A 14078-nucleotide genomic window follows, 5' to 3' on the forward strand; every position below is an offset into this window, starting at 1 on the left:
TCAATCCAATATCGTTGACGTTCAAAGGGATAAGTAGGTAAAGGTAGACGATAACGTGTTTCGTGAGTATAAAATCCTGACCAATCTATTTCTACACCAGCCAACCACACCCGACCTAATGTGTGCAACAAAAAGCTAACATCCGATTGTTGTTCTTTAGCATGGCGTAAACAATTCAGCACAAGTTGTTTGGCATCAGGTTTGAGATGCTGCGTTGTTAATGTACTTAACGTCCGTCCAGGACCCACCTCCAAGAAAACACCTTCAAATTGCTCTAACAGTTGCGATATTCCAGCAGAAAATTGCACAGTTTGCCGCAGATGTTGACTCCAGTAGTTAGGACTTGTAGCTTGCTGATCAGTAATCCAACTACCAGTAAGATTAGAAATAAAGCGAATTTGCGGCAGGTTGAGTTTGACTTTGTTCACAAATGAAGTGAATGCTTCCAGTATCGGTGCCATCATCAGAGAATGAAATCCATGAGATGTGTGCAACAGGCGAGATTCAATTCCTTGTGATGATAATTGGTTTTGGAATGTAGCGATCGCTTCTACAGTACCAGAAACCACGCACGCAGATGGACTGTTAATCGCTGCGAGTTCCACCAATGGCTGTGCATCTAAAAGAAATTGTACATCTGTTGCTGGTAATGCAATTGCCAGCATACTCCCTTGAGGCAACTGTTGCATCAGTTTTCCCCGCTTTGCCACAATCGTTAAAGCATCTTCTAGGGAAAACACACCTGCAATTGTGGCTGCGACATATTCCCCGATGCTGTGACCAATCATCGCCATCGGTTGCACTCCCCATGACATCCATAATTGGGCAAGGGCGTACTCGATCACAAATAGTGCTGGTTGGGTAATTGCAGTTTGTTGCAGTTGTTGTGTGGCAACTTCAATTTCTTGTGCTTTCGGAAAGAGTATCTGGCGAATATCAAGATTGAGCAATGGTTGGAGAATTTCGGCACAGATATCAACATATTTGCGGAATGTCGGTTCTACCTCATACAGTTCTCGCCCCATATCCACATATTGCGCCCCTTGCCCAGAAAACATGAAGATAACAGGCTGTTCTCTATACTCTTGGTGTACAGTAAAAACCCGTTTTTGATCCTGTATTTCCAAGGTGGTTACTGCATCCATAATATCTCGACATACCAACATTCGGCGATAGTTAAAAGCCTTGCGACCTACTTGTAATGTGTGAGCCACATCAGCTAAATTTATATCCAAATGCTGTTTTAAATATGCGACCAGATTTGCAGTTGCAGTTTCAAGTGCCGAACTAGTTTTAGCTGATAATAACAGCACTTGCCAAGGTCTAGATTCTTCAAAATGTTTAATTTCAGGGGCTTCTTCCAGAATGACATGGGCATTAGTTCCACCAAATCCCAAAGAACTAACTCCAGCGCGACGTGGAGTGTCTTTAGTTTTCCATTCGGTAAGTTTAGTATTGACATAGAAGGGACTGTTAACAAAATCAATCTGAGGATTCGGAACTTCAAAATTTATGCTAGGAGGTATTTGTTTGTATTTCAATGCTAAGACAGTCTTGATGAGACTTGCTACACCAGACGCTGTATCTATATGTCCGATATTTGGTTTTACTGAACCGATAGAGCAGAAGCCATTTTTGTTAGTAAAGTTACGAAAAGCCTTAGTTAGCGCTGCGATTTCTACCGGATCGCCAGTAGCTGTTCCTGTTCCGTGAGTTTCTATATACGAGATATCATCAGCATCTATTCCAGCATTTGCTAAAGCCTCTACGACTACTTCTGCTTGACCATCTACACTAGGTGCTGTATAACTAACTTTTAAAGAACCGTCGTTGTTGATTGCTGAACCTTTAATAACTGCATAAATGTAGTCTCTATCTGCGATCGCATTTTTTAATCTTTTTAAAACGACAATTCCCACCCCACTGCCAAAAATAGTACCTTGCGCTTTAGCATCAAAAGCCCGACAATGACCATCAGGCGAAAAAATTCCCCCTTCTTGATAGAAATAGCCTGACTTTTGTGGAACTTTGACTGTTACCCCACCTGCTAAAGCAATATCACACTCTTCATCCAGTAGACTTTTGCAGGCTAAATGTACAGCAACTAATGAAGTAGAGCAGTAAGTTTGGATACCGATACTTGGCCCTTTGAGATTTAATTTATATGAAATATTTGTAGTCAAAAAATCTTTATTAAGAGAATATAAATTTGTTAAATTCGTTAAATTATAATTTTGATAAATATTGTGTAAAAAATAAGAGTTTGTGCTTATACCAGCATAAACACCAATCAATCCTTGATAAATTTCTGGGTCATATCCAGCCTTTTCAAGAGCTTCCCAAGCACACTCCATGAAAAGCCGATGTTGGGGGTCCATTATTTCAGCTTCTTTAGGGCTAAAACCAAAGAATCTAGCATCAAAACTCTCAATATCTTCCAGTAAAGGTGCGGCTTTAACATAATTTGGGTTATTTAAAACAGTCTCTTCAAGATTTAAATCTAGTAAATCATCATTGGATAAAAATGAAACAGACTCAACTCCATTTTGTAAATTATGCCAAAAATCATCAATATTTTTTGCCCCAGGAAACCGACCAGACATTCCCACTAATGCTATGTCTAAATCTATGTTTTGTTCAATTTTCGTATTGATAGTCATATTTTTTTGTTAAATTAATTTAGGTGATTTTATTCTTCTAGATTATTTTGTAGTTTTATCTGCCTTCTTTTTTGTCCTCGATTTAGCCTTTGTTCAAAAGTATTTTTCTGAGATTCTTCAGGAAATAAAGTTTTGGACATAGAGTAGATATTCGGACATTCATAAAGTTTGGTTACAGAAATATTTAAATCAAATTCTTTATTTAGGTGAGAAATAACTTGAATACCGATAAGTGAATCACCACCCAATTCAAAGAAATTATCATAGATTCCTATGCGTTCAATTCCCAAAATTGCTTGCCAAATGTCAAGAAGCTTTTTCTCAATTTTATTGCTGGGTGCAACATAATCATTACTCAAATCTGGTCGGGGATGTTTTGAATTTGATTCACTGACATTTTCTAAAAATTCTAGTACGCGTGTTTTGCGATCAAAACTGTCCTGTTCTAGTGAATTGAGAAAATCAGACGGAGATACTAAAACTTGGGGTATTGTACTTCCTAGAATACGTGTTAACGCATTTATGCCCTCATCAGGTAATATTCCTTGTTTAAGATTTTCTGTACGCAACTCTTGGATTTGTTGTGGCACTGTTGTATTCACTGCCATCCCAACTTCTTGCCAAGCACCCCAATTTATACTTATGATTAATCTGCCATCTTTTGAAGTATTACATTGAGCAAAGGCATCAAGAAAAGCATTCGCTCCACAATAATCTACCTGTCCAAATCCTCCGAGAATTGAATTCATGGATGATGCTAGGATAAAGAAATCTAATTGGATATCTTTAATAAGAGAATCAAGAATTAATGTACCTTTGACTTTGGATGCCAGAATACTTTCAGCTTCTTTGTAAGTTTTTCGCTGAATCACACCGCCTCCAGGAACTCCAGCAGTGTGAATAACACCATTTAGCTGACCAAATTTTGAATTAGTTTGAGCGATCGCATTTTGCATTTGTTCACTGTTAGTCACATCAGCACTCACCACCAACACTTGGGCACCCAACTGTTCCAGTGCTTGCACTTTCTGAATCTTGCGGCTGGTATTATCATTTTCATCGTGAGTCAGCAACCATTGTTCCCAATCGTCTCGGTTAGGCAAACCTGAACGTCCTATTAACAAAAGTTTTGCTTGTACAGTTCGAGCCAAGTATTCTGCTATAACAAGTCCAATACCTCCAAGTCCACCTGTAATTAGATAAACTCCCCTTTGCTTTAATCGCGGTTTTCCTATCTTCGCTGCATCAAAGCGCACTGGTTCAAAAGTTTGCACCCAGCGATTAATCCCTCGGTAGGCAATTATTTTGTCAGAGGTGGCAACTGTCAATTCTGTTAGCAATTGTTCTATGAGTTTTTCGGCTTGCCAAGTTTCACTGATAGGAAGAATAATATCAATACTACGACAACTAATATTTGAGTATTCTTGAGATATAACTTTAATCGGTCCAAGTAAAGTTGCTTTCTCTGGACAAAGTATTTCAGTTCCTGTGACTGGTTGTAAGTTGTTAGAAATGACTGTGATTTCTATTTGCTCGATAGTTTCCTGTCTTCCTAAAGTTTGGGCAAGAAATAACAGACTATAAAATCCTGTTGTTTGAGCTTGTTCAACTTCTTCCAGTTCTAATTTCTGTTCATATGTAGGTGTGACACTCCATATATGAACAATATTTCTGGGTAACTTCTGTTGTACGATCAATTCCTTGATTAATGCATCATAATTATCAGGTTTTTCAGGATTAAGGATATATTCATACTCATTTAACTTTGTGAATTCTGCACCAATATTTACAGTTATGACATCATGGTTTTGTTGTTCTAGTTGTTTGACTAAGTTTCTACCTAAACCACACTCATCGATAAACACCAAAGTCCAAGATTTGTTAACTGCTAATTCTTCATGTGAAAACTGTACTGGTGGTAAAGATGGTTTCCAGAAAGGGATGTAGAACCAGTCAGCAATATCGCTTTTTTTGCTAGGTGATATTGGAGTAGGATGATCGTCAATTCGTTGTTTTTTGGGTTCAATCCAATATCGTTGACGTTCAAAGGGATAAGTAGGTAAAGGTAGACGATAACGTGTTTCGTGAGTATAAAATCCTGACCAATCTATTTCTACACCAGCCAACCACACCCGACCTAATGTGTGCAACAAAAAGCTAACATCCGATTGTTGTTCTTTAGCATGGCGTAAACAATTCAGCACAAGTTGTTTGGCATCAGGTTTGAGATGCTGCGTTGTTAATGTACTTAACGTCCGTCCAGGACCCACCTCCAAGAAAACACCTTCAAATTGCTCTAACAGTTGCGATATTCCAGCAGAAAATTGCACAGTTTGCCGCAGATGTTGACTCCAGTAGTTAGGACTTGTAGCTTGCTGATCAGTAATCCAACTACCAGTAAGATTAGAAATAAAGCGAATTTGCGGCAGGTTGAGTTTGACTTTGTTCACAAATGAAGTGAATGCTTCCAGTATCGGTGCCATCATCAGAGAATGAAATCCATGAGATGTGTGCAACAGGCGAGATTCAATTCCTTGTGATGATAATTGGTTTTGGAATGTAGCGATCGCTTCTACAGTACCAGAAACCACGCACGCAGATGGACTGTTAATCGCTGCGAGTTCCACCAATGGCTGTGCATCTAAAAGAAATTGTACATCTGTTGCTGGTAATGCAATTGCCAGCATACTCCCTTGAGGCAACTGTTGCATCAGTTTTCCCCGCTTTGCCACAATCGTTAAAGCATCTTCTAGGGAAAACACACCTGCAATTGTGGCTGCGACATATTCCCCGATGCTGTGACCAATCATCGCCATCGGTTGCACTCCCCATGACATCCATAATTGGGCAAGGGCGTACTCGATCACAAATAGTGCTGGTTGGGTAATTGCAGTTTGTTGCAGTTGTTGTGTGGCAACTTCAATTTCTTGTGCTTTCGGAAAGAGTATCTGGCGAATATCAAGATTGAGCAATGGTTGGAGAATTTCGGCACAGATATCAACATATTTGCGGAATGTCGGTTCTACCTCATACAGTTCTCGCCCCATATCCACATATTGCGCCCCTTGCCCAGAAAACATGAAGATGACGGGACGATGATTGGGTTTTTGGTAATGGGTGAAAACTTTTTCTGGATCTAAAGTAGTCAGCGCTTTGACTGCATCATCTAAATCACGACAAACTATCATCTGACGCTGGTCAAAAGCTCGACGACCCACTTGTAAAGTGTAAGCGACATCCGGCAGGATAATATCAGGATGTTGCTGGAAATAAGCAGCCAGATTAGCTGTGGTAGTTTCCAGCGCTGTACTAGTTTTGGCTGAAAGCAGTAACAATTGCCAAGGGCGTGAATCGCTTGCGGGTGCAACAGCTGGAGCTTCTTCTAGAACAACATGGGCATTAGTCCCACCAATACCAAAAGAACTAACACCTGCGCGGCGAGGAGTTCCGTTAGTATTCCACTCTGATAACTTGGTATTGACGTAGAAGGGGCTGTTGGCGAAATCTATTTGGGGATTAGGCTGCTGAAAGTGCAAACTGGGGGGTATTTGTTTATCCTTCAGGGCTTGGACGGTTTTGATTAAGCCAGTTACACCAGCAGCAGTATTCAAATGTCCGATGTTAGTTTTCACTGATGCGATCGCACAAAAGCCTTTTTTGTTTGTGCTAGCACGAAAAGCCTGTGTTAAAGCCGCAATCTCAATCGGATCTCCTAAGGGAGTTCCAGTCCCATGTGTTTCTATATATGTAATAGTTTCCGGTTCAACTCCAGATAAGGCCAGCGCCTCTAAAATGACTTCTCTTTGACCTTCAAGACTGGGAGCTGTGTAACCAACCTTGAGAGAACCATCGTTATTGACAGCCGAACCTTTAATTACCGCATGAATAAAGTCGCGATCGGCTACAGCATCCTCTAGCCGCTTCAGCACTACCACACCTAAACCATTACCAAAAACAGTTCCCTGTGCATCAGCATCAAAAGCTCTACAATGTCCATCAGGAGAGTTAATCCCTCCTTGTTGATATTGATACCCGACTTTTTGTGGCACTTTTATTGCTACGCCACCAGCTAGAACAATATCACTTTCACCATTCAGCAAACTTTGACAAGCCAAATGAACAGCTACCAACGATGTAGAACAGGTAGTTTGCACATTGATGCTTGGCCCTTTAAGATTCAATTTGTAGGAAATTTGTGTAGATAGGTGATCTTTATCATTTCCAATAGAAATTTGAAAATTGTCAACTGATTCTGACAAATTGCTGTGAGAATATAAATTAGATAATAAATAAGTACTGACAGCGACACCACCAAAAAGACCAATTCGACCACTGTAAGTTTCCGAGTCATAGCCGGCATTTTCTAGAGCTTCCCAAACACATTCTAAGAAAAGACGATGTTGGGGATCTGTGATTTCTACTTCTGTAGGAGTAAAGCCAAAGAATGCAGCATCAAATAATTCTATGTCTTCTATGACAGCGCTTGCTTTAATATAATTGGGGTCATTCAACACCGTAGAGTCTATGCCAGCAGATACTAATTCCTCATTAGTGAAAAAAGAAATAGACTCTACACCATTTCGGATGTTTTGCCAAAACGCATCCACGTTTTTCGCTCCCGGAAAACGTCCTGCCATACCGATAATAGCTATTTCGTCTGGCTCATTTAAGCTGTTAAAATTATCTAGCATTTTGCGTCAGCCTTGAATCTAAAAAACTACCAATTCAATTCTTTAAAACTGGTCTATTTTCTCACTCAAATCTCTAAAAATTTACCGTTGATATTTCGGCAGCAATCTGAATTTGATCGCTTAAAACTGCGTCAATATCTTCTTTAGTAGTGAGTGGATTAGCGATGACTGCACGCAGAGCAATAATCGGAATTTCCTGATCAAAACAGATAGTAGTTTTTGTTGTCCGCGAGATAAAAGTCCGACCAATTTGGCGCTGAATCTTCTGGATCTTTTCATTAAATTGATTAATTAGTTGATGATCGATTTCGGTCAAATTATTTTTAACAACAAGCTCTCTCAATGACTCTGGAATGTAGCGATATATAAGTAAATTAGTATCAGGTTTTGCTAACAACTCAAATTCGGGCATAGTACAAATCTTATCTGCCATATATTGAGTTTTCCGAATTCCTTCATCAATCAAAAATTCATATCCCTTTAATCCGATCAGATTTAGCCCAGCATGTAAGAATAAAGCCATACCTGGTCGAGAACCTTCTAAAGCACGTTTCCCTAAATCAAATGACCCTTTACGCATGGTGTAGGCTGCTTGCTTTTCGATTGCTTTCGCCAGATCGGGATCGCGGAAAAAAACCATCCCAATGCCCATCGGCAGATACATTTGTTTATGTCCATCAATGGTTACTGAATCAGCGCGTTCAATACCAGCAAGTTTATGTCGATGTTGTTCAGAAAAAATCAGTGGCCCACCCCAGGCAGCATCTACATGAAAATGAACTTTAGCTGCTTGTGCAATCTCTGCAATCTCCGCGATCGCATCTACTCCACCTGAGTCTGTGGTGCCGGCAACGCCTATAATACCAATAATCAGCAATTTCTGAGCATGACATTTCACAACAGCTTCGCGTAGTGCTTGTATGTCAACTTGATTGTTAGAGTTAGTAGGGATTCTAATCAAACCTTGTATACCAATGCCCATCAAATCCGCAGCTTTATCAAAAGAGAAATGCATCAACTCAGAGCCAATAATTACTGCTCCTTTATAGCCGTAGAAATCTAGGGCTGCTGTTAAGCCTTCTTTTTCTACGCCACCAAACCTATCTTTTGCTCCCAAAGAATTGTTTCTGGCACACCAGAGGGCTGTAATGTTAGCAGTTGTACCACCAGAAAGCAAGATTCCTAAAGTACTCTGGCTATTTTGAATATGTTGAGCATAGAAATTATCAGAAAAGTTGTAAATCAGTCGATGCATCATTGCTAAAGCCTCTCGTTCACAGAAGCTGAGGGATTTAGCTGTCTCTATTTTAACAGCATTTTGATTCATTGCCGTCATCAGTTTGGCAAGAGGAAGTACAAAGCTGGGAAGTGCAGAGGTCATATGACCAATAAATCGAGGCGAAGATGTATGTATTGAATGCTCAATAATATTGTTAGTTAAGTATTTGAGATACCTTTGAAAATTAGCAGGTTTCACAGGTATTTTACTATTAGAAAAAATACCTAATAAAGAATCTATTTCAATATCCGTGTTGGCATCACTTATGCTTAAAAAGTTTTGCGATATTTTATCAACCAAACCATCTATATCGTGAGGATTTGCTTTCCCAGATGAAGTAAACAATTCGATTATTTCTTCTTCAATTCCAGGTTGCAAAGATTGCTCGGTTTCAAAAAAGTAATTTTGTTTTTGGATATCTTGTTTGCTTATTGTCATTTTTTTAATTAGATTATTTTGGTCTTTTATGGCATTTTTTAGTGAATACTACCATTGATTTTTTTTAACCATCAATGACTAATTGATAAACTTGCTACAGCAGTCCTAAATCATTTCTGAAAACCTCTCTTTATGATCTCTCTGTGGTTCGATTAAAAAATATTTTTCACAACTCATTTAGGATTACTATACATCTGATTCACTTTATGGAAATTAAGTGTCTTTTGGCTTTGTAACTGTTCGATGTTGTTGCCTAACTTGTTTTCGGCGATGTATGGAAGCTTGCCTACTTTCAGGTCGATGAGAATGTTCTGCAAGAGACTGTTGTTCACTTGACTGCTGACTAAGATATTGAGCTAAGTAGCTAATGGTTGGATAGTGAAACATTTCAAACAAGGTAAATTCTTGCTGAAATATTTTTTGTAATTTGTTATGAACCTGAACTAAAAGTAATGAATGACCACCGAGTTCAAAGAAATTGTCATTAATTCCTACCTCCTCGATGTGAAGAACTTCTTGCCAAATACTAGCAATGCTATGTTCAATCTCCGTTTGGGGTGGCTGATAAGTAGCTGCCAATTCGGGACGTATTTGGTCAGGTAATGGCAATCCCCGACGATTAATTTTACCATTTGGCAGTAGTGGTAAAGCTTCCAACATCACAAAGGATTTTGGCATCATATAATCAGGTAGTTTCTCTTTCAGCAAGCGATTAAGTTCACTAACGCTGAGTGTTTGCTGTAGATGAGAAACTATATATGCCACTAGTTGTTGGTTTCCGGGTTCATCTTCCCTAGATATAACTACGGCTTCTTGCACCCCTGGATGTTGACCGAGTACTGCTTCAATCTCTCCCAATTCAATGCGGAAACCGCGAATCTTAACTTGGTCGTCGATTCGTCCTAGAAACTCAATGTTGCCATCGGGGAGATAACGAGCTAAATCCCCAGTTTTGTAAAGGCGAGAGTACTTCGTACACGCTTTGCGATCGCAATTCCAGGATTGGTCTTCTTTCGCTTTCCCATTCTTTGGGAAGGGATTGGCGATAAATCGCTCTTTTGTCATCTCTGGTTGGTTCAAATAACCTCTAGCTAGTCCAGCACCACTGATATACAATTCACCAGGCACTCCCATCGGTACAGGTTGTAGATACTGATCTAGCACATAGATTTTTGTATTGGCGATCGCCCGACCAATCGCTACACGCAAAGGTATTGGCGTTTGCGGCTCAATACAATAGCAACTAACATCAGCAGCAACTTCTGATGAACCATAAAGATTTAACAAAGTACTTGTCGGCAAGTTCTGGCGAAATTGCTGCAACAGTTCAATGGAGAGTGCCTCGCCACTAGTTATCCACAGCTTTAACTTAGGTAGTCGTAGCTGTAAATCGTTGTACGTATCTAATAATATACGCAGCAATGAAGGCACAACTACCAACCTTGTGACGTGATTATTAGCAAGAGTGGTGACAAATTCTTTTGGGGCTTTCACGACTTGATCGGGGATAATTACTGTCTTTATTCCTTGCAGTAAGCCTCCAAAAATTTCCCACACTGAATCTACAAAGTTTAAGGATGTTTTCTGGCAACAAATATCTTCAGAGGTAAATGGATAAGTCTGCCACATCCAGTAAAAACGATTAATTGCACCTTGATGAGAAGCACAAACTCCTTTGGGTTTGCCAGTCGAACCAGAGGTGTAGATAATATATGCTAGGTCATTCGCTTGAGAGTTTACGACAGGGTTCTCTGGGCTATTTTGGGCAATATTATCCCAGTCAGTGTCCAAGCAAACTACTTGTGCTTGATGTTCTGGAAGTTTCTCTACCAAATGTTGTTGAGTCAGAATTATTGGTACTTGAGCATCCTGCAACATGAAAGCTAAACGCTCTTGGGGATAAGCTGGGTCAAGGGGTATATATGCACCACCTGATTTTAGAATACCCAATAGTCCGATGATCGTGTGGAGCGATGCCTTCGGCAACGTCTTCGACGAACGCTCCACACAAATTCCCACCAACACCTCTGTTCCTACACCTAGCTTTTGCAGGTGATGTGCTAGTTGATTCGCTCTAGCGTTGAGTTCTTTGTAGGTTAACTGCTCATTTTCACACACTACTGCTACAGCTTCCGGTGTGCGCTTCACCTGAGTTGCAAACAACTGATGAATACAGGTTTGCGGATATTCAACCTCAGTATTATTCCACTCTCCAAGTAATTTCTCTTGCTCAATTGTTGTTAAGAGCGACAACTCTGAAAGTCTATATTCTGGATGAACAACAACGCCCTCCAGTAAAGTCTGAAAATGTTTCACCATCTGCATAATGGTGGCAATATCGAATAAATCAGTACTATACTCAACTTTTCCCGTTAGTCCTTGATCTGTTTCCAACAAGTTGAAGCGTAGCTCAAACTTTGCTGTTCCATTGTTAAAACTCAAGGGACTCACAGTTAAATTTGAAAGCTCCAATGGTTCTACGCGTGCCAGTTGCAGATCAAATTTGACTTGCAACAAAGGTACCATTTGGGCTATATTTCGCTCTAGATTCAGAATATCTACTAGCTTATCAAACGAGAGGTCTTGATGGTCATAAGCCCCCAGAGTTACCTCACGCACCCGATGGAGTAAAGAGCGAAAACAAGGATTTCCCGATAAGTCAGTACGCAACACTAAAGTGTTGATTAAAAAACCAATTAGCCCTTCTGTTTCAACTCGATTACGGTTAGCAATATCGGTGCCAACAACAATATCACTCTGATTAGTATACTTATGCAATAAAACTTTAAATACTGCTAGTAGTAACATAAACAAAGTCACCCCTTCTTTCGCACTCATGGTTTTGAGTGCATCAGATAGGGTTTTAGATAACTCAAAGGACTGAATAGCACCTTGATAAGTTGGAATAAATGGCCGAAGTCTGTCGGTGGGTAGTTCTAACACAGTAAGATCAGCAAGCTGTTTTTTCCAGTAAGCTATTTGGGTTGTTAATACTTCTCCTTGCAAATATTGTTGCTGCCAAATTGCCCAGTCTGCGTACTGAATTGGTAGTTCCGCTAGTGGTGAAGGTTGCTCATTAGCAAAAGCCTCATAAAGGACTTTCATTTCCCGCACAAATACGCCGTCAGACCAACGATCAGAAATAATGTGATGCATTATAAAAAACAGCACATACTCTGTCTGTGATAACTTGAGAAGAGTTATCCGCAATAATGGCTTAGTCAGGTCAAAGGGTTGCTGAACGTGTACACTAGCTAGTCTTTGAACTTCCTCTTCTTGATTAGGCGCTCCCTGAAGATCAATTATTGGTAATATAATCGGCTGGCTGGAAGCAATTACCTGAATTGGTTGTCCTTGTGAATTGGTAATAAAAGTTGTCCTTAAGCTTTCATGGCGTCTGACAATTTCAGTAAACACTTTTTCTAACAGTGTTACATTCATCTGACCTTTAAGACCCAAGGCACTCATCCCATTGTAAGCACTATTATCAGGGTTTAATTGCTGAAAAAACCATAGTCGCTGTTGAGCAAAGGACAAAGGCAACTCATTATAATCTTTTCTTTTAGATATTTCGATTTTAGATATTTCTGGATTTGTTAGAGGACTCAAACCTCTCTGCTTGAGCCGCTTCTCAAGTAATACTCTTTGTTCGGGAGAAAGAGCAGCAATTTGTTGATAAAAATTACTCATTAGTACATATCCACATTAACTAATACTCAAGAAATCGACTATTCAGAACAATTAAGGATTTATCTCAACGATGCCATTTTTTCTTGATTACACATATGTTTTAACTCTTTCAGGTGAGGCAAACTCGCCATAACAGAGTCAAAATTGGGATTAAAGTCAATCAGACATGCAACTTCATCAACACCAGCTTGCTGTATTTGCTTGATCATTTGCATACAGCTTTCTTTTGAGCCAATGAGAGTTTTGCCTTTGAGCAGACCTTCATAAGCAAATCGTAAAAGGCTATTAATATCTGCTTCTGTAAACTTTTCTAAGTTGATTTGCAGACCAGCATTTTTGGCAAGATTTTCTAGCAGATCAATATGCACTTTCAAGTAATTGTAAAAAGGTTCTCTCACTTCTTCTTTTACCATATTATAGTCTTCTCCTACAAAAGTATGTAACATCATTGCTACTTTCCCAGCTTGAGGATCGTGACCATGTTTAGCTAAAGATTGACGATATAAAGATATTTGTAGGGCTACTTCTTCTAAAGTCCCTTCCAACAAATAGGTTAATATGTTAGCACCTATTTTGCCAGCTTCAACAAATGTCGCGTTTGATTTACACACAATCCAAATAGGTAGCTTATGCTGTATTGGTCGTGGAAATGTCTTCACTTTGAAAAGTTTGCCAGTAACATCTTTGAGTTCGACTTGTTCACCTTCCCAAAGCTGCTGGACTGTTTGAATTCCCCGCCACATTGCTTCTCTGCGGTTTGCATGGCTCTCACCAGAAAGTACAAAATCGTCTACTGTCCAACCAGAAGCAAAACCAAGAGCAACTCTACCATTTGAGAGATTATCAACTACAGACCACTCTTCTGCAACTCGTGCTGGATTATGCAGTGGCATTACCAGACTACCAGAGCGTAATTGAATTCGCTTAGTAATCATTGCCAAAGCTGTACTGGTTAGTGAAGGGTTGGGGTAAAGTCCTCCAAATGAATGAAAATGACGCTCAGGAGTCCAAACTGCTGAAAATCCATTTTTATCTGCATACTTGGCACTTTCTATTAATAAGTTATACTTATTTGCTTGAGTTGTTAGACCATCACCAGAAAAATAAAATAAGCTAAAATCCATGATTAAAATCCTCGATTCATGCAAAAAAAATATTAAACTTTTGATTGTGTTATTAGCAACACTCAATATAGCAATCCTAAATGATCCATAAATATTCTATTTATTAAAACTCAGATAGGATTGCTATACTACTAATGCTAAAAGACAGAAAAGATACTGTTGATTTCATCAGCTTTTCAAGTTTATTCAACTCGAT

The 14078-nt window shown here is 39.4% G+C and carries 5 protein-coding genes; all 5 read right to left on the bottom strand.

Annotated elements, in window-relative coordinates; all coding sequences use genetic code 11:
• Positions 1–2660: type I polyketide synthase (locus HWQ38_RS35675; RefSeq protein WP_292803745.1), on the bottom strand; the 2660-nt coding region annotated here is incomplete at its 3' end.
• A gap of 29 nt (positions 2661–2689) precedes the next feature.
• On the bottom strand, positions 2690–7351 hold the full coding sequence (locus HWQ38_RS35680) for a type I polyketide synthase (protein ID WP_292803748.1): 4662 nt from the start codon (positions 7349–7351) through the stop codon (positions 2690–2692).
• Between the two features lie 73 nt (positions 7352–7424).
• Positions 7425–9068: an aminotransferase class V-fold PLP-dependent enzyme gene (locus HWQ38_RS35685; RefSeq protein ID WP_292803751.1), complete on the bottom strand. Its 1644-nt coding sequence runs from the start codon at positions 9066–9068 to the stop codon at positions 7425–7427.
• A gap of 213 nt (positions 9069–9281) precedes the next feature.
• The gene (locus tag HWQ38_RS35690; protein WP_292803754.1) at positions 9282–12758 is read right to left on the bottom strand and encodes an amino acid adenylation domain-containing protein; all 3477 of its coding nucleotides are present in this window, start codon (positions 12756–12758) and stop codon (positions 9282–9284) included.
• 59 nt (positions 12759–12817) lie between these two features.
• Positions 12818–13882, bottom strand: a complete 1065-nt coding sequence (locus HWQ38_RS35695; RefSeq protein WP_292803757.1) for an LLM class flavin-dependent oxidoreductase — start codon at positions 13880–13882, stop codon at positions 12818–12820.
• Between the last annotated feature and the right edge of the window lie 196 nt (positions 13883–14078).

Origin of the sequence: Nostoc sp. NMS7 (genome assembly GCF_017115085.1) — a bacterium.
Taxonomy (GTDB): Bacteria; Cyanobacteriota; Cyanobacteriia; order Cyanobacteriales; family Nostocaceae; genus Nostoc.

Bases quoted from the DNA above. Each gene is read 5' to 3' on its own strand.
- HWQ38_RS35680 (WP_292803748.1), bottom strand. From the start codon at position 7,351: ATGCTAGATAATTTTAACAGCTTAAATGAGCCAGACGAAATAGCTATT.
- HWQ38_RS35685 (WP_292803751.1), bottom strand. From the start codon at position 9,068: ATGACAATAAGCAAACAAGATATCCAAAAACAAAATTACTTTTTTGAA.
- HWQ38_RS35690 (WP_292803754.1), bottom strand. From the start codon at position 12,758: ATGAGTAATTTTTATCAACAAATTGCTGCTCTTTCTCCCGAACAAAGA.
- HWQ38_RS35695 (WP_292803757.1), bottom strand. From the start codon at position 13,882: ATGGATTTTAGCTTATTTTATTTTTCTGGTGATGGTCTAACAACTCAA.